The 20,516-nt window shown below is 74.0% G+C and carries 17 protein-coding genes, 1 tRNA gene and 1 pseudogene; 8 read left to right on the forward strand and 11 right to left on the reverse strand.

What is annotated here, in order from left to right:
- Positions 1-10: 10 nt before the first annotated feature.
- From IF99_RS0110600 to IF99_RS0110615, 4 genes are all read right to left on the reverse strand, one after another.
- Positions 11-493: a copper chaperone PCu(A)C gene (locus IF99_RS0110600; RefSeq protein WP_037826729.1), complete on the reverse strand. Its 483-nt coding sequence runs from the start codon at positions 491-493 to the stop codon at positions 11-13.
- Between the two features lie 128 nt (positions 494-621).
- Positions 622-1,308, reverse strand: a complete 687-nt coding sequence (locus tag IF99_RS0110605) for an SCO family protein (protein WP_030996144.1) — start codon at positions 1,306-1,308, stop codon at positions 622-624.
- Between the two features lie 74 nt (positions 1,309-1,382).
- Positions 1,383-2,201, reverse strand: a complete 819-nt coding sequence (locus IF99_RS0110610) for a YcnI family protein (protein ID WP_030996145.1) — start codon at positions 2,199-2,201, stop codon at positions 1,383-1,385.
- Between the two features lie 129 nt (positions 2,202-2,330).
- Positions 2,331-3,086, reverse strand: coding sequence for a hypothetical protein (locus IF99_RS0110615; protein ID WP_030996146.1), 756 nt, complete (start codon positions 3,084-3,086; stop codon positions 2,331-2,333).
- Positions 3,087-3,439: 353 nt separating this feature from the next.
- Here IF99_RS0110615 and IF99_RS0110620 point away from each other — a divergent pair, with 353 nt between their 5' ends.
- Positions 3,440-3,877 (forward strand): ATP-binding protein, encoded by a 438-nt coding sequence (locus IF99_RS0110620; protein ID WP_030996147.1) that lies wholly within the window; start codon positions 3,440-3,442, stop codon positions 3,875-3,877.
- Between the two features lie 227 nt (positions 3,878-4,104).
- Here the strand turns inward: IF99_RS0110620 and IF99_RS0110625 are convergent, their stop codons facing one another.
- On the reverse strand, positions 4,105-5,571 hold the full coding sequence (locus IF99_RS0110625; protein WP_030996148.1) for an aminopeptidase P family protein: 1,467 nt from the start codon (positions 5,569-5,571) through the stop codon (positions 4,105-4,107).
- Positions 5,572-5,827: 256 nt separating this feature from the next.
- The gene (locus IF99_RS0110630; protein WP_030996149.1) at positions 5,828-7,237 is read right to left on the reverse strand and encodes a PP2C family protein-serine/threonine phosphatase; all 1,410 of its coding nucleotides are present in this window, start codon (positions 7,235-7,237) and stop codon (positions 5,828-5,830) included.
- A 900-nt stretch (positions 7,238-8,137) separates the two neighbouring features.
- Here IF99_RS0110630 and IF99_RS0110635 point away from each other — a divergent pair.
- Positions 8,138-8,884 carry a bifunctional DNA primase/polymerase gene (locus IF99_RS0110635; RefSeq protein WP_030996150.1) on the forward strand — a complete coding sequence of 249 codons (747 nt, stop codon included), beginning with the start codon at positions 8,138-8,140 and terminating at the stop codon, positions 8,882-8,884.
- A 382-nt stretch (positions 8,885-9,266) separates the two neighbouring features.
- On the opposite strand, the gene IF99_RS0110640 is transcribed toward IF99_RS0110635, so the two are convergent.
- From IF99_RS0110640 to IF99_RS0110650, 3 genes are all read right to left on the reverse strand, one after another.
- Positions 9,267-10,241 (reverse strand): DUF5926 family protein, encoded by a 975-nt coding sequence (locus IF99_RS0110640; RefSeq protein WP_030996151.1) that lies wholly within the window; start codon positions 10,239-10,241, stop codon positions 9,267-9,269.
- A 615-nt stretch (positions 10,242-10,856) separates the two neighbouring features.
- Positions 10,857-11,567 (reverse strand): ATP-binding protein, encoded by a 711-nt coding sequence (locus IF99_RS0110645; protein ID WP_030996152.1) that lies wholly within the window; start codon positions 11,565-11,567, stop codon positions 10,857-10,859.
- 524 nt (positions 11,568-12,091) lie between these two features.
- Positions 12,092-12,943 carry a glycerophosphodiester phosphodiesterase family protein gene (locus tag IF99_RS0110650; protein WP_030996153.1) on the reverse strand — a complete coding sequence of 284 codons (852 nt, stop codon included), beginning with the start codon at positions 12,941-12,943 and terminating at the stop codon, positions 12,092-12,094.
- 518 nt (positions 12,944-13,461) lie between these two features.
- Between IF99_RS0110650 and IF99_RS0110655 the strand changes: the two genes are divergently transcribed.
- Together IF99_RS0110655 and IF99_RS0110660 are read left to right on the forward strand one after the other, a co-directional pair.
- Positions 13,462-15,120 carry a S1C family serine protease gene (locus IF99_RS0110655; RefSeq protein ID WP_030996154.1) on the forward strand — a complete coding sequence of 553 codons (1,659 nt, stop codon included), beginning with the start codon at positions 13,462-13,464 and terminating at the stop codon, positions 15,118-15,120.
- Positions 15,121-15,163: 43 nt separating this feature from the next.
- Positions 15,164-15,250: transfer RNA gene (locus IF99_RS0110660), tRNA-Ser, on the forward strand.
- 141 nt (positions 15,251-15,391) lie between these two features.
- Here IF99_RS0110660 and IF99_RS0110665 read toward each other — a convergent pair.
- Positions 15,392-15,733 carry a hypothetical protein gene (locus tag IF99_RS0110665; RefSeq protein WP_051703436.1) on the reverse strand — a complete coding sequence of 114 codons (342 nt, stop codon included), beginning with the start codon at positions 15,731-15,733 and terminating at the stop codon, positions 15,392-15,394.
- A 163-nt stretch (positions 15,734-15,896) separates the two neighbouring features.
- On the opposite strand from IF99_RS0110665, the gene IF99_RS0110670 reads away from it, so the two are divergent.
- The 4 genes and pseudogenes from IF99_RS0110670 to IF99_RS34845 all read left to right on the forward strand — a co-directional run.
- The gene (locus IF99_RS0110670; protein WP_030996156.1) at positions 15,897-16,847 is read left to right on the forward strand and encodes a phosphotransferase family protein; all 951 of its coding nucleotides are present in this window, start codon (positions 15,897-15,899) and stop codon (positions 16,845-16,847) included.
- Positions 16,848-17,195: 348 nt separating this feature from the next.
- A complete protein-coding gene (locus IF99_RS0110675) occupies positions 17,196-17,921 on the forward strand; it encodes a hypothetical protein (protein ID WP_030996157.1) in 726 nt (241 codons plus the stop codon).
- 219 nt (positions 17,922-18,140) lie between these two features.
- Positions 18,141-19,004, forward strand: coding sequence for a class I SAM-dependent methyltransferase (locus IF99_RS0110680; RefSeq protein WP_030996158.1), 864 nt, complete (start codon positions 18,141-18,143; stop codon positions 19,002-19,004).
- A 563-nt stretch (positions 19,005-19,567) separates the two neighbouring features.
- Positions 19,568-19,869: pseudogene (locus IF99_RS34845) on the forward strand (hypothetical protein); the annotation flags it as partial.
- 323 nt (positions 19,870-20,192) lie between these two features.
- Here IF99_RS34845 and IF99_RS34850 read toward each other — a convergent pair.
- A complete protein-coding gene (locus IF99_RS34850) occupies positions 20,193-20,441 on the reverse strand; it encodes a hypothetical protein (RefSeq protein WP_234340648.1) in 249 nt (82 codons plus the stop codon).
- Positions 20,442-20,516: the final 75 nt, after the last annotated feature.

Raw genomic sequence — 20,516 nt, forward strand, 5'->3', positions numbered from 1 at the left:
CGGGTGCTCCTCACTGCTTGTCCTGCGTCTCTCCCGCCGAGGGCGGCTGGTAGGTCGTCTCCTTCACCGGCAGGACGGCCTTGACGGCGCCGGACGTGGCGAAGTGCAGGGTGACCGTCACGGTCTCCCCGCGCTTCGGCGTGTGCCGGAGCCCCTCGAACATGAGGTGGTTGCCGCCGCGCGCGAAGTCGAGGCGGCCGTGCGCGGGGACCGCGAAGGAGTCCTGCTCGCGCATCTGGCCGTTCTCGGTGCTGTGCAGGGTCACCTCCTCGGCGAGCGGACTGGTCACGGAGGTGAGGCGGTCGGCGCCGCCCTTGTTGGTGACGACGAAGAAACCCGCGGCCATGTCGTGGCCGACCGGCTGCGGCACGTAGCCCCCGCTGACCTTCGGCGCGGGCTTCGCGTCGTCGCCGCCGCTGTCGCCGCCGCAGGCGGTGAGGGTCAGGGCGAGGCCGCCCGCGAGGAGCGCGAGCAGTTCCGCACGCCCCCGCACGCCCCGTCCACGCGCCACCCGCGCGCCCGGCGTCCCGGAGGCCTCGCGCGGGCCGCCTGCCGCCGAGGTGCCGCCGGGCCCGCCTGCGGCCGAGGTGCCGCGCGGGTCGCGTACCCGTGCCCGGGCCGTCACGGCTTGCGTCCCTCGACGAGCCGGGGCAGGTCCTTGGTGTAGTCGTCGGCGGTCGCCTGCTCGCCGTACAGGACGTAGCCCTTGTCGGTCTTCGGCGAGAAGGCGACGACCTGGGTGCCGTGGGTCGAGACGGTCTTGCCGTTCTTGTCCTTGTGCGCGGGCTCGACGCTGATGCCGAGCCGGCGCGCGCCCGCCTGGATCGCGTCGAAGTCGCCGGTGAGGCCGATGAAGTCGGGGTCCTGGCCCTTGAGCCAGGAGCCGAGCGCCTTCGGGGTGTCGCGCTTCGGGTCGGTCGTGATGAAGACGACCTGGAGCTTGGCGCGCTCGGCGGCGGGCAGCTTCTTCGCGGCGATGGCGATGTTGCTCATGGTGAGCGGACAGACGTCGGGGCAGTTGGTGTAACCGAAGTAGACGAGCGTCGGCTTGCCCGCCGTCCGCTCCCGCAGGTCGAACTTCTCGCCCGTCGTGTCGGTGAGGACGAGGTCCGGCTTCGTGAAGGGCTGGTCGAGCACGGTCGCCGCCTTCTGCGAGTCCGGGGCGGCCGAGACGTCGAGGACGGCGGCGTCGTTCTTCTTGTCGTCGTCGCTGCCGCCGCAGGCGCCGAGGGTGAGCGCGGCGGCGGTGGCGAACGAGGCGGCCAGAAGCGTCGAACGGCGGAGACGGGTGGTGCTGGTGGTGCGCATGTGCGGAGTCCTGAGGTGAGGAGAAAGGGGGTGGAGGGGCGGGGCGCCCCGGGGAGCGCCCCGCCCGCGGTGCGTCAGTCGGTGGCGGTGGTGCGGCGGCGGCCCGCGAGCACCCCGAAGGCCACCCCGGCAGCGCCGACGACGATGCCGACGACGGCGAGGACCCGCGCGGTGGTGTCGGACGAACCGCTGTCGCTGTCGGAGGAGGCCGTGGCCGTCTCGTCGTGAGCGCCGTCGCTCTTGCCCTTGGCGTCCGTGCCGCTGGTCGCCGTGCCGCCCGCGGCGCCGTGCGCGTCCTCGGCCGCGGCGCTCAACGCGAGCACGGGCGCGGGGTCGTCCGGCTCGCTGCCGTCGCTCTTCGGCTCCTCGATCCACCGGACGACCTCCTTGTCGGAGTACGTCTGGAGGGCCTTGAAGACGAGCTGGTCCGCGTCCTCGGGCAGAGGCCCGACCGAGAGCGGGAACTGCTGGAACTGACCGGGCTCGACGCCCTTGCCCTCAGCGGTCCAGGTGATCTTCGTCGGGGCCTCGGTGACCTTCTCGCCGTGCATCTCGACCGGCTTGTCGAGCTTCGCCTCGGTGACCTTGACGGTCCAGCCGGGGACCGGCTGCGGCTGCACGGAGGCGAGCGGGTGGTCGCTCGGGAGGCTGACCTCCAGCTTCACGGTCGAGGCGTCGTCGCGCTCGTTGGGGACCTTGAAGTTGACGGTCGCGTAGCCGCCCTTGGCGGCGGTCCCCTGCGGGGCGACGCTGACGTGCGCGGCGGCGGGGCCCGCGAGGACGAGGACCCCGGAGGCGGCGACCGCGCCGAGGACCGCGAGGCGGGTACCGCGACGGCGGCGCCCGGCGGGGGCGGTGGTGGGCGCGTACGTCTCGTCGTACGAAGCGTGCATGGCGAAACTCCACTTTCGGCAGTGGGGAACGGTGAGGTGGCCACCCGCCCGTCGAAGGGCGCGCGGCGGCACGACGCGGCGGCACCGGGGCACGGACGGAACCGGGCCCGGCGGGTGTGCCGGTCGTGGTCAGGCGGCGAGAGTCAGGCCCGCGCGCGGCGGGCCCCGCCTGGTCACCGAGTGCCGCAGGACGGCCCCGTCCCGGGGCAGCCGTTCCTCGTCCCCGCGGCCGGCGCGCGGGCGCCGCAGCAGCGCGAGGACCGCGAGCCGCAGCCGTACCAGAGCGAGCGCCCACCGCAGGCCGCGCAGCCGCGCCCCGGCGGCGACCGCCGCGAGCAACTGCGCCGACAGACGCAGGAGCCCGAAGAGGGACCGCTCGCCGTGGCGCAGGAGCCAGCCCGCGACGAGCGCAGCGAGCAGGTGCAGGAGAAGCATCGGCAGCGAGGGCAGCAGGCCCATGCCGGAGTGCGCGTGCGCGGCCGGGTCGTCGAGGCCGGCGGTCGCGAGGATGTGGTGCGCCTCCAGAGGACTCAGCGAGGAGGCCCCGGCGCCGCACACGAGGCGCGCGGCGCGTTCGGCGGCGCTGTCCTTCGCCGCGTCCATCGCCATGCCCTGCTGGCCGAGCCCGAAGAGGGCGTGGAGGCCGAGCTGTCCGGCGGCGAGCAGCGCGGCGATGCCGGGCAGGGAGCGTTCCCGGCCCGCGAGCGGGCAGACGACGAGGAGGACGAGGAGGAAGCCGAGGCCCAGGCTCCCCAGCGGAACACCGGCCCCCGAGGCCGTGGAGTGCCCCAGCGCGGACAGCGCGACGCAGACCGCGGTGAACACCGCGGCCCTCAGCAGCCGGAGTGCGGCTCCGGCGCGCGTGAACACGTGGGGGGCAGCCATGGCGGCCCCATCATCCCACCGCCGTCCCCGGCGCGGGCGGGCAGGTCCGCAAGGTCCTGAAGGTCTGCTTGGACGGGGATGGCGGCGGTACGGGGGAATGGGAACGTCCGGCGTGCGACGGGCGTGACAGGTGGGGCGCCCGGGGCGGGGGACCGGTGGCCGACACGCGACGGCTGTGACGCGTGGGACCCCCGGGACGGGGGACGGGTGGCCGACAGTGGCGTGAAGTTCCCGCCCGATTCACGTGGTTCGCCCCGTATTGCCCTGACTTCATGCTGTCAAGAGGGCGGTTGAGAGGCGGGGTTGACGGCAATACGTACTTCTATGTCGAGCCGCGCACAGGAGGCTGGAACATGAGCATCTGGTGGTCACTCCATCTGCGGCGCGAGGCCGCGAGCGTCCCGCTCGCCCGGAAGCTGCTCGCCGGTGCCATGGACACGGCCGGCGTCGATCCCGAGACCGCGTTCGACCTCTCCCTCGCGCTCACCGAGGCGTGCGCCAACGCCGTCGAGCACGGCGGCGAGAGCACCGCGAAGTACCGCGTCACGGTGCGCCTCGACGAGGAGCGCTGTCACGTCGAGGTGAGCGACTCGGGGCCGGGCTTCCCCGGCCGCCGCGGGGTCCCGCTGCGCCGCACCCGCCTGGAGGCGGAGAACGGCCGCGGGCTCGGCATCATCAGCGAACTCTCCGACCACGCCCAGTTCCGAAACCGCGCGGGCCGCGGCGGCGCGGTCGTCCGCTTCGACAAGCTCGTGAAGTGGCGCGAAGGCGCCCCGCTGGCGGTGGCCTGACGGGAAGGGCGGTGGGCTGCCCGCCGGGAAACGCCGGACCGGCCTGACGGGTCATCGGCGGCGGCCTGCCGGGGGACGGCATCGGCGGCGGCCCGCCGGGAACGCCGGTGGCTGCCCGCCGCCGTGCCCAGACGGCGCCTGACCGGGCCACCGACGGCCGCTCGGGTCGCGCCGACGGGCCGGCGCCCCCCAGGGAGACCGGCCCGTCGCGTACCTCCGTGTGCGGCTCAGCCCTGGACGCGCGCCATCCACGCCTCGATCTCGTCCGCCGTGCGCGGCAGCGCGGCCGACAGGTTCCGGTTGCCGTCCTCCGTGACCACGAGGTCGTCCTCGATCCGCACGCCGATGCCCCGGTACTCCTCCGGCACGGTGAGGTCGTCGGCCTGGAAGTAGAGGCCGGGCTCGACCGTCAGGCACATGCCCGGCTCCAGGACGCCGTCCTTGTACGTCTCGGTGCGGGCCACCGCGCAGTCGTGCACGTCGAGGCCGAGCATGTGCCCGGTGCCGTGCAGCGTGAAGCGACGCTGGAGACCCAGTTCGAGCACGCGGTCGACGGGGCCTTCGAGGATGTTCCACTCGACGAGCCGGGTGGCGAGCACGCGCTGCGCGGCCTCGTGGAAGTCCGCGTACTTGGCGCCGGGGCGCACGGCAGCGATCCCGGCCTCCTGTGCCTCGTACACCGCGTCGTAGATCTTGCGCTGGAGCGCGGTGAAGCTGCCGTCGATCGGCAGTGTGCGCGTCACGTCGGCGGTGTAGAGGGTGTGCGTCTCGACCCCGGCGTCGAGGAGCAGCAGCTCACCGGGGCGGACCGGGCCGTCGTTGCGGACCCAGTGCAGGGTCGTGGCGTGCGGCCCGGCGGCGCAGATCGAGCCGTAACCGATGTCGTTGCCCTCGACGCGGGCGCGGAGGAAGAAGGTGCCCTCGATGTAGCGCTCGGAGGTCGCCCGCGCCTTGTCGAGCACCTTCACGACGTCCTCGAAGCCGCGCACGGTGGAGTCGACGGCCTTCTGGAGCTCACCGATCTCGAAGGCGTCCTTGACGAGCCGCGCCTCGGAGAGGAAGACGCGCAGCTCCTCGTCGCGCTCGCCCGTCACCTTGTCGGTGAGCGCGGCCTCGATGCCCGCGTCGTAGCCGCGCACGACCCGTACCGGGCCACTCGCTTCGCGCAGCGCCCCGGCCAGCTCGCGGACATCCTTCGCCGGGAGGCCGAGCAGCTTCTCGGACTCGGTGAGCGAGTTCCGGCGGCCGACCCACAGCTCGCCCTGGCCGTCGAGCCAGAACTCGCCGTTCTCACGGTTCGAGCGGGGCAGCAGGTAGACGGTCGCCTCGTGGCCGCTCGCGGTCGGCTCCAGGACGAGGACGCCGTCCTGCGTCTGGTCGCCGGTGAGGTACGCGTACTCGACCGAGGCGCGGAAGGGGTAGTCCGTGTCGTTCGAGCGGACCTTCAGGTTGCCCGCGGGGATCACGAGGCGCTCACCGGGGAAGGCGGCCGACAGCCGTGCGCGCCGCGCGGCGGTCTCCGCGGCCTGCGGGATCGGCTTCAGATCGTGCAGCTCCGTGTCGGCCCAGCCGGTCCGCATGCTCTCCGCCAGCTCGTCCGAGACATTGCGGTAGAGACCGTTCTTGCGCTGCTCGATGGCCTCCCCCTCCGCCCCGTCCTCGGTGCTCGGAACCTGCTGTCCGCCGTCCTGCATGGGCTGTCTCCTTTACGAACGCCTGATTCAGCCATCGTACGGTTGTCCGCACTGTCGGCCAGGGCGTGCGCGAGGGCGCGAGGGGCGCGCGGGGGTGGGCCGTGGCCCAACTCCGGTACGGACTCCGCTCCTCCCGACGCGGCGGCGGTACGGCTGTGAGCAGGACAACAGCACAGGGCGTGATGTTTCACGTGAAACATCGCAAGAAGGGCCCTCGGCGATGTCCCACGGGGAACATCGCCGTTCCGGCCGGGGCTCAGTCGAACGTCAGCACGAGGAGCGCCAGGTCCTCGCCCGTGGGCAGCGCCCGCTCCGGCAGCAGCCGCCCCAGGAGATGGTCCGCGAGTGCACCCGGATCGCGCCGCAGCCGCAGCGGGGTGCTCGCCGCCGCCGCGTGCAGCCGGACGAAGGCGCGGTCGGCGGTGTCGCCCGTGGCCCGCAGCAGCCCGTCCGTGTAGCACACGAGCGACTCGCCGGGCTCGGGCCGCACCTCGACGCTCGGCGCCTCCCAGCAGCTCAGCATCGTGAGCGGCGCCGAGACGGTGCTCTCCAGGTACTCGACGCGGCGCGGGCCGATCAGGAGCGGCGGCGCGTGCCCGGCCCCCGCGAAGCGCAGCCGTCTGCCGTCCTGGCCGAGGTGCGCGTAGAGCGCGGTCGCGCTGCGGCCCGGCTCGCTGAGGCGCAGGACGAGTTCGAGGTCGGCGAGCACCGCCGCCGGGTCCTCGCCCTGGAGCACGGCGTACGCGCGCAGCGCCCCGCGCAGCCGGGACGCCGCGGCGAGCGCCTCGGGGCCATCGCCGCTCGCGGTCCCCACCGCGAGCCCGCAACCCCCGTCGGGCAGCGTCAGCGCCTCGTACCAGCTTCCGGCGCCACCGGGACCGGCGAGCCAGCGGCCCGCGAGGCGCGCACCGGGGACACGGGGCAGCGTCCCGGGGCCGAGATGGGCGCGCAAGGCCGCCGCCTCCCGTACCGCCGCGTCCCGCGCGCCGAGCACCAGGAGGTGGCCGGCGGCCTCGCGCGCGTAGAGCGAGAGGAGGCGGCTCTGCCGGGAGGAGGGAGCGGTCGGCTCGGGGAAGGTCCACAGCGCCGAGGCGAAGACGCGGCCCGCCTCGCAGAGAGGCACGGCGTACGTGGCGGCGCAGCCCAGGCTCCGCGCCACGGCGGCGCAGCGCGGGTCGAGGCCGGGTTCGGCGAGGAGGTCCCTGCGGGTCACGGGCGCGCCGGTGCCCGCCGCGAGCAGCGCGCCGTGCGAGGTGCACTCCTCGGGCAGCGCCTCCAGACGGCCGAGTTCGCCGCGGTCCAGGCCGAGACCGTGGAGGCGGGCGGGGTGGGCCGAGGCGCGCGTGAAGCGGACGAGGCCGCGTTCCGCGCCGAGCAACGTGGCGCCCGCGCGCAGGAGTTCGCCGAGGGCGTCCTCGGTCGTACGGGTGCGGTGCAGTCGTTCGCTCAGTTCGTGGAGCGTGCTGAGGTCGAGCAGCCAGGAGGCGAGGCGCTCCTGGAGGGCGAGCGGCGCGCGGGCCGGGGCGCCGCCCGGCCGGGACTCCCCGGCGCGGGGAGCGCTCGCGGGGGAGGGGAGCGAGGCGTCGGCGGAGGCGTCGGCATTCTCGGCGGAGGAGGGCTGCGGGGAGTGGGTTCCGGCCACTTTCGGGGCGGGTGGGGTGCTCATGGTGTCCGGCTCTCTGACAGGTGCCGGTGGCGCGTCAGCATCGCAAACCCCCAAAGTGTGCTGCGACTGGGCGAGAGATTCACATCTACACGGGTACGTCACGGCATGTCCAGCATTGTCCGGTGCTGTTTCCCGGTGTCCGTGGCCCCGGCAACGGCACAGGCGCGGGGTGGTCGCGGGGCGTGTGTTCCGTCGCACGGTGCCAGGTTGGCCGGAAAAAGAGGTGTGGACAGGGGGCTGGGGTCGACTGGAGGAGTTCGCCCTCCGGCGACGCCGGAATGCGAACGGCGCTCGGAGAGCGTCACCGAGGTCGCTCGGGGTACTTACGTGGTGGGGCTGCGGACCAGTGGGGGTTGGGCCGGAACCCGGTGACGCGCGGAAAGCGTCCTGAACGACAGCACAACGGGGCGGTACGGCAGGGAGCCAGGCGTGACGCGCCGGAATCCTGGCCGACCGGGGCTGGGGCCCGCCGGGGCGGGCGGGCCCACCACCGGCCGGACCACGCCGGTCCGGACCACGACCGGCCCGCGGGGAGCCCGCGCACCGGCCAAGGGCCCCGGCGCGAGTACGCGTCCGCCCGGCGCGCACGTACGACAGCGACACGCGACAGAGACCACGTACGACGGAGACCACGTACGACTCCGGCCGGCGCGCACCGCGGACAGCGCGGGGCCGCCCTCGGGCCGGACCGCACCAGGCGCACGTACGACAGCACCACACGCACGCTCGGCGACCGGGCCGCGCTCCCCCGCCCGGAACAGCACCGGCACCGCACGCACCACCGGCACCGCAGGCAACACCCGCGCCGCAGGCACGCTCCCGGCGCGGGGAACGGCAGACAGACGATCCGCACCGCAGTGGTGTGGCTCCTCGGCGTCCCACGGAAAGGAACGAGCGCGCATGTGTGAGGTCCCCGGAAAGCACCGCGGCTCAGGACCGGGCCGTACGGACGGCCCCGGCAACCCCGAGGCCGCCGCGCTCTTCGCGACGTGCTGGAAATGGCCGGTCCTGCCGGGCGCCGGTACCCGCCCCGCGCGCCGCGCCCCGCGCGCCCTGCGTCCCGCCGCCCACTGCGCCTGCCCCGACCCGCTGTGCGCCCGCCCGGGCGCGCACCCCTTCGAACCCGGCGTGCTCGCCGCGACGACCGATCCGCGCATGGTGGCCTGGTGGTGGCGGCAGCGCCCGGAGGCTCCCGTCCTGCTCGCGACGGGCGAGGGCGGGGCGCCCTGCGCGCTCAGCGTGCCCGCCGCCGCGGGCCCGGCGGCGCTCACGGCGCTCGACCGCGCCGGGGTGCGCCTCGGCCCCGTCGTCGCGGGCCCCGAACGCTGGGCGCTGCTCGTCGCCCCGTACGACCTCGCCCGCCTCGGCGCGCTGCTCTACGCGATGGACAGCGTCCCCGGCACGCTGCGCTTCCACGGCAGCGGCGGCTACCTCGTGCTGCCGCCCTCGCGCACGGGGGCCGGGACGACGAGCTGGGCGCGTGAACCGCTGCCTGAGCGGGAGGACGCGGCGGGGGCAGCGACGGCGGGAGCGCGGCCGGGTGCAGGGGGCGGGACGGCGCGTCCGTGGCTGCCGGAGGTGGAGACGGTGCTCGGGCCGGTCGTGGAGACGCTCACCCGGCCGTGGGTCAACGCGCCGGAGTTCTGAGCGCGGGGGCGGGGGAGGGACCGAGCCGGGGAGCGCTGCCGAGACGGCGAGCGGCGTCGGCGGGGCCGTGCCAGGGGAAGGCTCAGCCGGGGAATGAGGCCGATCCGGGGGACGCGGGGGCGCGTTTCGCTGCGCGCGCCGCCGCCCGCGTACGGAGCGCGCGCCGCCGCCCGCGTCCGGACATGAAAGGGCCCGGTTGCTGGCGACGGGGGATGCACCAGCAACCGGGCTAGTTGAACGGTAACAAGAGATCGCCGGTTCGCAAATTCGATCTCATCCGTTCGGGCGCGGTCTCAAGCGGACTCTGCCTCCGGCTGTGACCTGGTTCACGCGGGTGCGCGGGCGTTCACGCGGGTGCGCGGCGCGCGTCCGGCGTCATCCCTCAGTTGAGCGTGACCTGGCGGTTGGTGAGACCGGCGCGGGCACGGCGTTCCTCGGCGGTGAGCGGCGTCGTCGCGGCGAGCGCCGTGTCGAGGCGCTCGGCGAAGGCGGCGGCGGGCTTCTCGGTGTCCGCCGCGCTCATCGTGCTCGGCAGGTCCCAGACGGGCACGGTCAGCCCGTGCGCGCGGAAGGAGCCGACGAGCCGGGTGCCCTCGCCGAGCGAGGACTCACCGGCGGCGTGGAGCCGTGCGAGCGCGTCGAGCAGCTTCTCCTCGGGCACGGTCGTGACCCACCGCAGATGGTTCTTCTCCGGCACCTCGCACCAGTACGCGGCGTCGACACCGCTCAGTCGCACGGTCGGCACCGCCGCCGCGTCGGCGCGCTCCAGGGACGCCGTGACCTCGGCGGACGCGTTCCGCGCCTCGCCCTCGGGCAGCCAGAAGGCGAAGCCCTCGTGGACCTCGGGAACGAAGGGCGCGCCGAGATCCAGGAGGTCCTGGAGGCGCGGCCCGTCGACCGGGGCGCGCCGCGCCTCGACCGGGTTGCCCGGCTCGGCCGTGAGCGCGCGGCGCAGCGTGTCGGCGAGGTCGCGGCTCAGGTCGCCCGAGGCGGTGTCGTTCTGGAGGCCGAGCAGGACGGAGCCGTCCTCACGGCGCAGCGCGGGCCAGGCCATGGGCAGGACGGTCGCGAGGGTCACGGCGGGCACGCCCTCGGGCAGTCCGTCCGCGAGGTGGAGCGGAACGGTCGCGGCCGGCACGAGTTCGCGCAGCGCGACCCAGTCGGCCTCACCGGGCAGGCCCTCGAACGGGCGGCTGACGAGCTCGGTCGCCGCCTGCGCGGCGGCGCGCCCGTGACACGCCTTGTACCGGCGGCCCGAACCGCACGGGCAGGGCTCCCGTGCCCCGACCACCGGCACCTCACCGCCCGGGAACGCGGTGCTCGCCTTGCCCTTGGACTGCGGGCGCTTCTTGGCCATCGTCGGTGTTCTCCCGTCACGGCTCGGCAGGTACGGCGGCGAGCCTAACGTCTCGGGCCTTTGCGTCCCGACGCACTCGAACAGGTGAACGGAGGCGGGGGCGGGAGCGAGGCGCCGTGGACGGCCGTTCGGGTGGGTGAGGGGTCCGGGAGGGGGCCGGGTCCGCACGTCCGTGCGGAGGGGGTTTTGATGCGGGGCGGCGCCGTGCGGCTGGTGGTGCGCGGCGGTGGCGGGTGGCGCGCGAAGACGGTCGGGATTCGGGCAGGGAGAAGGGGGGATGGTGCCCGAGCGGGCACGGGGTGGGGAGCAGGGGGCGCGCTGGAGGGGGCGGGTGCTTCCGCTGCCTCTCCTTCGTCGCGCACCGCACCGGCTGCTCGCGCGGGCGGGAACGGGTCGGACGTAGCGGCAGCGGGCGGCTGGCCGCGCGGGCGGGGGCTTCTCGGCGCTGGTTCGGGGCGGCGAGGAGGGTGGCCCGTGCAGGTGAGTGGCCGTCAGCCCTGCTGAAGGACTTGCCTCCTCGCGCCTGCCCCCGCGACTTACCTCTGCTCAGGGTTCGGCCCGGTCTGCGGCGCTCGCGGGGTCCCGCCTTCGCTCCCGCTCAGCCCCCCTCGACGGTCAGCTCGCTCCGCCGAAGCGCGGTGTCCCGTACGGGGAGCCACCGAAACCGCCGCCCCGCCCGAAGCCCTTGCCCCGTCCGAAGCCGCTGCCGCCGTTGAGACCGCCGCTCTTTCCCCTGCGGCCCCCGCTGCCGCCCCCGGTGGTCTCTGGCTCCGTGTCCCCGAAACCGGTCTCGTCGAGACCCAGTTCCGCCAGCCCCGGGACGGCCGTCGCGCCGGTGACGCGGCTCGCGAAGTCCTCGGCGCGGTGGTCGTCGGGAGAGAGCGTGGCCCACACGGTCACCTCGCCGTGCGGTTCGTCCCTGACGCCCCACTTCTCCGCGAGCGCCGTCACGATGCCGAGACCACGGCCACCGTGCGCGCTCACCGACGGGGTCGAGGGAACGGGCCGGGTGGGACCCCCGCCGTCCGTGACCTGCACGGTCAGCCGACCGCCGGGCGTCACCTCCCAGGCGGCGAGGACGTCACCCTCCTCGAACTCCTCCGCGCCCGGACGCGTCGTCTCCTCGGGCAACGGCCTGCCGTGCCGACAGGCGTTGCTGAGCAGTTCGGAAAGGACGAGGACCGCGTCGTCGATGACCGGGTCGGGTACTCCGTGCCCGGTCAGCTCGTCCCGCAGCCGATGCCGTGCCCTGTGTACGCCCGATGGACCGTGCGGTACGGCCATGCTCGACGACGCGGGTACCTCCTGTGCGACCACCGTTGCCACCCCCGGAACCTCCTTCACCCCCACGCCAGGGAGTCAATGCCCCCCTGGACTGGACCGGAAACCGGCCAACGGCCGCGGTCCGGAGGCATTCGCCCCGCCCACCACGCAGCGAGTGCGCCGGAGCACTCCGCGTACAGAACGGCCCGCGCGGAAGACAGCGGTTACCACGAGCGGACCGGACCGACCGGTTCCGTGCCGGGCACGCGGCCCGCGCCGGGGGCTCACTCCACCCCTGGTGTCCTGCGAACATGTCTTCGTCATATGCACGGGGCGCCCACCTGCGGTACCCCGCCCCGGACAGGCGCCCGGGCCGCCCGCGCGTGCCGCCCGCGACCCCCCCGCGCCCGGCGCTCCCCCGCCCGCGACCCGCCCACCTCTCCATCACGCCCTACCGCAAGACGTTTTCCAGCCGCCGCCGGGGCCCCGTCCCGGCCTTCTGCCGCCGGGGCCCGTTCCCGGCCCCTCCGCCGCCCGGTGTCCGCTCCCGGCCTCTCCGCCGCGGGACCGCCAGGAGCCGCGCCGTCTCACCGCCCGAGCTGCTGGAGCACCGCCCGGGGCCGGTTCGTGATCACCGCGTCGACGCCGAGCCGTACGCACAGATCCACGTCCGCCGGATTGTTGACGGTCCAGACATGCACGGGGTGCCCCGCCTCCTGCATCCGCGCCACGTACGCGGGATGGTTGCGGATCAGCCGGATGCTCGGCCCCGCGATCCGCACCCCCGGGGGCAGGCGCCCCTCGCGGTGCCGGGGGGAGGCGAACTGGGTGAGGTGAACGGTCGGCAGGAGCGGCGCGAGCACCCGCACGCGGTTCAGCGACCTCGCCGAGAAGCTCATGACCCGAACGGGCGAGGGGGCGGGCAGGAACGGATCGCCCGTCCCTTCCTCGTTCTCGGCGACCCCCGTCTTGCCCGTGAGCCCGAAGCGTTCGAGCAGGTGGATGAGGCGCTCCTCCACCTGCCCGGCCCAGCGGGTGGGGTGTTTCGTCTCGACGGCGAGTTCGAGCCGCCGCCCCGAGGCGTTCGTGTCGACCAGAAGTTCGAGCAAGCGTTCGAGGGTCAGGACGGAGGTGGTCTCCGGGTCCCAGTCGGGCGACTCCTCGGCCTCGTCCCGGCCCTTCCAGGAGCCGAAGTCGAGCGCGGCGAGTTCGGCGAGTTCGAGCGCCGAGACGGCACCGCGCCCGTTCGACGTGCGGTTGACCCGCCGGTCGTGGACGCACACGAGGTGCCCGTCCGCGGTCAGGCGGACATCGCATTCCAGGGCGTCGGCGCCCTCCTCGATGGCCCGCGCGTAGGCCGCGAGCGTGTGTTCGGGCGCGGCCTCGGAGGCGCCGCGGTGGGCGACGACCTGGGGGGTGTGGTGTCGAGCGTCGGTCACGCCGCCATGCTCGCACCGCCCCCCTTCCCCCGCGCGGCACATAGAGCGACCGGGGATGCCACCGCTTCTTCGCCCGCGCCTCCCGCGCCCGGCTCCTGTGCGTGCGCCCCGCCAGGGCCTGTACGAGGCGTGTACACGCCCTGTGCGGGGCCTGGGTGGGGGCGCGCGCGGGGGGCGTGCGGGGGTGTTTGATGGGGGCGTACGGGTGCACGTCCGGAGTCTTCCGGGGCGCACTCCAGTCGGGTTGCCGTAGGTATTCCGGTGGGCCGAAGGGTGCGCTCGCGGTGATGATCGACATGACGCGTACACACAGGGTCGGCTTACAGTGCCCTGACGTGCGGTGGGAAAAGCTGACCGCAGACGAATGACCGTGGACGACGATCGTGCGCAACGATCGAGAAACCCAGTACCGGCGCTCCGGCGCCGGGCGGGTGGACGGTTCGCCGGGAGGCGGCCGTGCACCCACTCGTGGGACCCGTACCGACCGTGGGACCGCCGTGACCGAGGAGACTGAGCCCGTGAGCACCGAGAACGAGGGCAACGAGGTACCCCCCGCCCCGTCCGCACCTCCCGCTTCGGCCGAGGGCTCGGAGCGGCGAGCGGAGACCGTCCCGAGCGACCGGACGGGTCCGGCCGCGCCGAGCGAGCCGGGCGCCCCCGCCCCGGCGGCGCCCGCCGCCGAGCCCTCACCGCGCACCATGGCCTTCGACAAGCCGGTCACCCGGCCGGAGTCCCAGGCCGCCACCGGCGCGGCCCCCGAGGCCGGCGTCCAGCCGCCCGCCATGCCCGGCCGGCCCCCGCAGGCCCCCTCCGCCGCTTGGCCCCCGCCCCCGCCGCCGGTCCCCGCCTACCAGGCCGGTGGCCCGCAGCAGGTCCACCCCGGCGTGCCCGGGGCCCCCGGTGAGGGACAGCAGGACGCGCGGCACGGCCAGGGCGGCTACGCCGCCTACGGCGCGGGCGACGCCCAGGGCTACGGCGGCTACGGCGGTGACCAGGGCGGCCACGGAGGCTGGGGCGGCGGTCCCTTCCAGCAGCCGCAGCCGCCCCGCCGCAAGCGCGGCCGGGGCGCCTTCCTCGCCGCCGTGATCGTGGCCGCGCTCGTCGCGGGCGGCGTCGGCGGCGGCATCGGCTACTGGGCCGCCGACCGCGACGACAACGGCACGGGCTCCACGACGATCGCGGCGGCCGACAGCCCCGCCAGCACCAAGCGCGCCGCCGGTTCCGTCGCGGGCATCGCCCAGGCGGCCCTGCCGAGCGTCGTGACGATCGAGGCGCAGGGCGGCGACGGCGAGGGCTCCACGGGCACCGGCTTCGTCTACGACAAGCAGGGCCACATCCTCACCAACAACCACGTCGTCGCCTCCGCCGCGTCGGGCGGCAAGCTCACCGCGACCTTCTCCAACGGCAAGAAGTACGCGGCCGAGGTGATCGGCCACGCGCAGGGCTACGACGTCGCGGTGATCAAGCTCAAGAACGCCTCGGGCCTCAAGCCGCTCGTGCTCGGCGACTCGGACCGTACGGCCGTCGGCGACTCGACGATCGCGATCGGCGCCCCCTTCGGCCTGTCCAACACGGTGACCACGGGCATCGTCAGCGCCAAGGACCGCCCGGTCGCCTCCAGCGACGGCGAGAGCGCGAAGAGCTCGTACATGAGCGCCCTCCAGACCGACGCCTCGATCAACCCGGGCAACTCCGGCGGCCCGCTCCTCAACGAGCGCGGCCAGGTCATCGGCATCAACTCGGCGATCCAGCCCGGCAACTCGGGCGGCGGCCTCGGCGGCGGCTCCAGCCAGGGCGGCTCGATCGGCCTCGGCTTCGCCATCCCGATCAACCAGGCGAAGCGGGTCGCCGAACAGCTCATCAAGACCGGCACCCCGGTCTACCCGGTGATCGGCGCGACGGTGTCCCTTGAGGAGGGCATGGACGGCGCCACGGTCTCCGACCAGGGCACGGGCAGCGACCCGGCCGTCACCCCCGGCGGCCCCGCCGCCAAGGCCGGTCTCAAGTCCGGCGACACGATCACCAAGCTCGACGACACGATCATCGACAGCGGCCCGACGCTCATCGGCGAGATCTGGACCCACCAGCCCGGTGACAAGGTCAAGATCACCTACAAGCGCGACGGCAAGGAACGCACCACCGAAGTCACCCTCGGCCAGCGCAAGGGCGACGACTAGACCGGTACGCTGTACCCCGCCCCACCGGCCTCCGGCGGGGCGGGGAGGGTTGCCCGAGCGGCCTAAGGGAACGGTCTTGAAAACCGTCGTGGTGGCGACACCACCGTGGGTTCAAATCCCACACCCTCCGCCCGAGGTCGCAAAGACCGCAGCTCAGAAGGGGCGCACCGCAGACGCGGGGCGCCCCTTCGGCGTGTGGGGTGTCTCAGGCTGAGCGCGTAAATCCCGCCCGTGACCAGGGCGTGCGGGCCATACACGGGCCAAATCCGAGCTACTCCGGGGCCTCAAGTGCGGCGGAGATACGGCGGTTGGCCTCGGTCTGGTCCTTGCGGAGCACCTTCGCGTAGAAGCGGTAGAGGACGGCAACGCTGTGCCCGGCGCGGCGGGCGACCTCGGCGGGCTCAAGGCCCTGCTCGATCCACAGGGACACGCCGGCGGCGCGGTTGCAGTACGGGTCCTCGGCGAGCGGCGTCTTGAGTTCCTTCGGGGTGAGGACCGCTTCGCGGGCGGCCTGCCACGCCTCGGTGTACTCGGTGGAGCGCAGTCGGCCGCCACGGACGGCGGGGAAGAGGCGGCCGTCGGTCGGAGGCCGAGAAAGGTCTTCTCGGGCCACGGGCTCGCCCTTCTTGGGTCGTCCGCCGCCCCTCCCGGACGTGCCTCCCCGCCGCGCCGGTGTCTTCTCCCCCCAGTGAGCACCGGGGCGCCCCCAGGCCGGGCGGTCGCGCACGGTGGCGTGCTCCTCCCTGCACCGAGAGCGGGTGACATACCGTCCGGGGATGGGGAATGCGGAGGCAGTGGGGGCGGAGGCGGCGGTCGCGTGGGCGCGGGAGATGCTGCCCGCGGGGGACCGGGTTGTCGGGGTGGAACGGCTGCGGGGCGGCTGGACCTCGGAGATGCGGCGACTGGAGGTGCGGGGGGTCTCGGGCTCGTACGGGGTGGTGCTGCGCAGCTTCGTGAAGGAGTTCTACGTGCGGCACGCCGCTGGGCTGCTGCGGCGCGAGGCCGATGTGCTGCGCCTCCTGGAGGCGGAAGCCGGGGTGCCGGCGGCGCGGTGTCTCGGGGTCGAACCGGCGGGAGAGCCGCCGTCCTTGCTGATGACGCTGCTGCCGGGGAGCGTGCGGCTCGACGAGGAAGGGGCGGAGCGGCGCGCCGAGTTGCTCGCCCGGCAGCTTCTGGCCATCCATGAAGTGCGGCCCCCGGCCGCCGAGAGGCGGCCCCGCGTCTACGAGGCATGGACCTCGTCGGCGCGGGTGCGGGTCCCGGAGGGGACACGCCGGCCGGACGTGTGGGCGCGAGCCATCGGCCTCATCGGTGCCGCCCCACCGCCGTACGTGCCCCGCTTCCTGCACCGCGACTTTCATCCCGGCAACGTCCTCTTCACGGGGACCGGCGCGGAGACCGCTGTCAGCGGCGTCGTCGACTGGGTCGAGACGTCGTGGGGGCCCGTCGACCTCGATGTCGCCCACTGCTCGACCGCGCTCGCGCTGCTCCACGGCGTGCCCGCCGGGATGCGCTTCGCCGAGCGGTACGTCGCGGCGGGCGGGACGCTGGCTCCCGAACCCGCCGCGCACTTGTACTGGCGCCTCCTCGACGCGCTCGCCTTCGCGCCGGACGCCGAGAAGGTCGCCGAGCCGTGGCGCGAACTCGGCCGTACCGACCTCACGCCCGCGCTGCTCGGCGAGCGCTTGGAGGAGTACGTGGCCGAGCTGCTGCGACGGTACGACTGAGAGCCGTCCCGGCCCTCGCCCGGGCATCAGGCTCACGCCCGGCCCCTCCTGCTCACCGCACGGCGGGTATTGCGGGTCCAGTGCAGGTGTCGGCGGGGCGGGAAGGGCGCCGGTTCGCGGAAGCGGAGCGAATTCCGGCCGGGTAGGAGCGTGGACGTGACACCGAGAGGGGCGGGCGGTCGGCGGCGATGTTTCACGTGGAACATCATCAGGGGGGTGGGAAGTGCGGGATGTTTCACGTGAAACATGTGCCCTATTCCATGAGACTTGGACGATGTTTCACGTGAAACATCCGGTTATGCGACGTACTTATAGGGATGTTCCACGTGAAACATCGAGATACGCGGGGTGTTCATGACGGAGGTCCGAAGGCTGGAGCCCTGGGAAGGCGCCCCGGAGAGCGCCATCGGCCGGGTCTGGTACGTCAGTTACGGCTCCAATATGCGGCTCGCCCGCTTCCTCGCGTACGTACGAGGTGGGCGGGCCGAAGGCGGAGCGCTGGAGCACCCGGGGTGCCGCGATCCCGAACCCCCGCGCTCCTGGGCGGCTCTGGAGTTGCGGGGACGGCTGTACTTCGCGACGGAATCGCGGATCTGGGGCGGCGGGCGCGCGTTCTTCGAGCCGCCGGACGGCTCGCGTGTGCGGCAGGCGGACCGCGACACGGGGCTGATCGGCTCCGACGCCGGGCAGGCGGTCGCCGGGGCGCTGGGTAGCGTCTCGGGCGCTGGGCGAGTGCTCGCGCGGGCTTACGACGTGAGCCGGGAGCAGTTCGCGGACGTGGCCGCGCAGGAGATGTACCGGGCGCCGGGTGACGGGCCCGGTCTGGAAACGGTGCTCGCCGGCGGTGAACGCGCGGTGCGGTGCGGCCCCGGGCGTTATGAGACGTTGCTCTGTCTCGGCGCGCTGGACGGACGCCCCGCCCTCACCTTCACCGCACCGTGGCGGGCGGCCGACGCGGTGCCCAACTCTCCCTCGGAGCGTTATCTGGCCCAGCTTGCCGGGGGGTTGGCCGAAACGGAGGCGTGGAGCGCGGCCCGCATTCGTGCCTACCTGGCGGCGGCAGCGGTGGAGTAGAGCGTCGTTTCCCGGCCGGGTGCGGGACGTTTCCCGGTCGCTCTGCGTGCCGGGCCGTCGCTCCTCGGCCGCATGCTCGTTGCTCTGGACAGGGCTCCGTCGGCCCGGCGTCCGTCGCCGCGTACCGCCGGGGACAGCACGACGGCACGACAACACGACGGCACGACGCATAGACAGCGCACGGCGACAGAGCACCGACGACGGAGTGAGGTAACGGGCGTGGTTTCCGGCTGGGAGTGGGACGAGACGCTGTTCTCGGGGGCTGCCCCGTACTACGAGCGCGGGCGCTTGCCGTACGCGCCGGGGCTCGCCAAGGCGCTCGCGGGAGCGCTGCGTCTGGACGGGCGCGGACGCCTGGTGGACGTGGGCTGCGGCCCCGGCACGCTGACGCTGCGGCTCGCACACCTCTTCCGCGAGGTCGTGGGCGTCGACCCGGACCGGGGAATGATCGCGGAGGCGGGTCGGCGTGCCGCGGGCGCCGGGTTGACGGGCAAGGTGCGGTGGGTGCGGGCGCGGGCCGAGGAACTCCCGGCGGGGCTGGGCAGCTTCACGGTGGCGACCTTCGGCCACTCCTTTCACTGGATGGACCAGGAACGGGTGGCCCGCACTGTGCGCGCGATGCTGCGGCCGGGCGGCTCGCTCGTGCACGTGGCGGATCTCAAGGAAGAGGCGCGGACGCATACGGGGCTGCCGTACCCGGGCGTGCCGCACCAGGCGATCGAAGAGCTTGTCCAGCACTACCTCGGGCCCGTGCGCCGCGCGGGACAGGGGGTGTTGCCGGAGGGGACGCCGGGCGGCGAGCGCGACGTGCTCGCGCGCTCGGGCTTCTCGGGCCCGGAGCGGCACGTGATCCCGGGCGGCCAGCCGCTGGAACGCACCGACGACGACCTCGTGGCTTGGGTCTTCTCGCACTCCTCGGCGGCCCCCCACCTCTTCGGCCCGCGCCGCGAGGACTTCGAGGCCGAACTGCGCCGCCTGCTGCGCGAGACGTCCCCACCCGGTCTTTTCTCCGAACGCCTCCCCAGCACCGAGGTGTTCGTGTGGCGGCGCGAGGACACGTTCGCGGAGCCGGAACGGGTGTGAGGCGAGGCAGGGGCGTGTCGCCCGGGCCTCGCGGGCCGGGTTTCCGCGAGGCCGTGCCGCTTGGGCGGCGGGGTCGTGTGGGGTAGCGCTTCTTGCGGGGCCCGCCGGGGCGTGAGGCTCGCGGATGGGCGGAGCCGCGATCCATCCCCCTTGTTTCGAACGTCAGTTCGCGCAGGGGGAGGGTGTGCGAGGGGTGCGGTGGCGCGTCAGCGGCGCGCGGCTGCCTGGCGCGGTGAGAGGGGCTAAGGCTCTCGTCCAGGGCTGATCTCGGGGTCGATCTCAGGGTTCACCCTGAGGAACCCTGATACGCCACGCGGGTGTATTTCAGGGTCATGTGGGGTTTATCCAGCGAGCATCACGCGTGCGGGCGAAAAGTGCCCCGTGGGCTGGTTCTACGGCTGTCACCTGGGCAATTCTGGATGCACGACGTCGCACAGTTCACTCCGGAACGGTCGGCCAACCGCTCCGGTGTTTACGCGGGGTTGACCGGCCCCTCTACTCATCGCAAGAGGACCGGGTCAGCCGACGACCGCACCGGTCATCCCAGTCAGTGGAGGAAGGACATGACAAGCATCCGTACCGCCCGCCCCTCGCCCCTGGCGCCGCGCTCCGGCTCGCCGCCGCGCCGCTCACCGGCGTCGCGCAGGCCGACAACGGCGCCGCCGCGGGCGACGGATCGAACGCGGCCGTGTCGGCGCTCGGCGCCTCCGGTATCGGCGGCGACAACTTCGGTAACTCATCCACGACTCAGCGGCGGGCCGTAGGAGCAGGCGCCTCGAACCAGAGCGACTTGGCCCAAGCCGCCGCCTTCACGGCCATCGACCAGCACCACTTCAATCCGGCCGTCGACCACACCGATCTCTGGTCGTCGTTGGGGCCCGGAGTCACGCGGTACGACCGAGGCGAACGCCCGCCAGAGCGCGCCCGGGAGGACGCGACTCGTGGCAAGACACGGACGCCGAACTCGATACGGGGCGGCGCCCTGGAGGAGCGAGAGGGAGAGGGGTGCACCCGGAGGGCCTGTAACCGGTGTGAGTGCTTGAGGCGGTACGAGGACGCCCGAGCGGCGCGGCGTGCGGGGGCGCACCGAGCGGCCGCGAGACGAGAACAGCGGTAACGGCGCGCACGGCGCCGGGGGACGACAACGGCCCGAGGGGGAGAGGGGCCCGCAGGGGGAGACATGGGATTTCAGGGGGCGGAGACCCGGACAACGCGCCCGGGCCGGAAGTGGACGGCACCGGCGGGCGAGAATTCCGGGACACCGGAAAGAGCCTCGTACGGGGCGGCGAGGGGCGCCTCGTACGAGGAAGCGAGCACCACCGGCGAGGCGTCGACCGCCACGCCGGGAGACGGTGATCCGGTCGGCAGCAGGTCTCGGCCGGTCGGCCGGTTCGCGACCGGAGCGACCGCGCAGGGCGTGGCGGCGGGCAGGGCCATCGGCGGGACGGGCGAGACGGGCCGGGTGGCCGCTGGCGGTGTACGCGCGGGGACGCGAGGGGCGACGTGCGGCGT

Source organism: Streptomyces sp. NRRL F-5630, from assembly GCF_000719475.1.
Classification (GTDB): domain Bacteria; phylum Actinomycetota; class Actinomycetes; order Streptomycetales; family Streptomycetaceae; genus Streptomyces.

Bases quoted from the DNA above. Each gene is read 5' to 3' on its own strand.
- IF99_RS0110630 (WP_030996149.1), bottom strand. From the start codon at position 7,237: ATGAGCACCCCACCCGCCCCGAAAGTGGCCGGAACCCACTCCCCGCAG.
- IF99_RS0110610 (WP_030996145.1), bottom strand. From the start codon at position 2,201: ATGCACGCTTCGTACGACGAGACGTACGCGCCCACCACCGCCCCCGCC.
- IF99_RS0110625 (WP_030996148.1), bottom strand. From the start codon at position 5,571: ATGCAGGACGGCGGACAGCAGGTTCCGAGCACCGAGGACGGGGCGGAG.
- IF99_RS0110640 (WP_030996151.1), bottom strand. From the start codon at position 10,241: ATGGCCAAGAAGCGCCCGCAGTCCAAGGGCAAGGCGAGCACCGCGTTC.
- IF99_RS0110670 (WP_030996156.1), top strand. From the start codon at position 15,897: ATGGGGAATGCGGAGGCAGTGGGGGCGGAGGCGGCGGTCGCGTGGGCG.
- IF99_RS0110635 (WP_030996150.1), top strand. From the start codon at position 8,138: ATGTGTGAGGTCCCCGGAAAGCACCGCGGCTCAGGACCGGGCCGTACG.
- IF99_RS0110615 (WP_030996146.1), bottom strand. From the start codon at position 3,086: ATGGCTGCCCCCCACGTGTTCACGCGCGCCGGAGCCGCACTCCGGCTG.
- IF99_RS0110605 (WP_030996144.1), bottom strand. From the start codon at position 1,308: ATGCGCACCACCAGCACCACCCGTCTCCGCCGTTCGACGCTTCTGGCC.
- IF99_RS34850 (WP_234340648.1), bottom strand. From the start codon at position 20,441: ATGGCCCTGCCCGCCGCCACGCCCTGCGCGGTCGCTCCGGTCGCGAAC.
- IF99_RS0110620 (WP_030996147.1), top strand. From the start codon at position 3,440: ATGAGCATCTGGTGGTCACTCCATCTGCGGCGCGAGGCCGCGAGCGTC.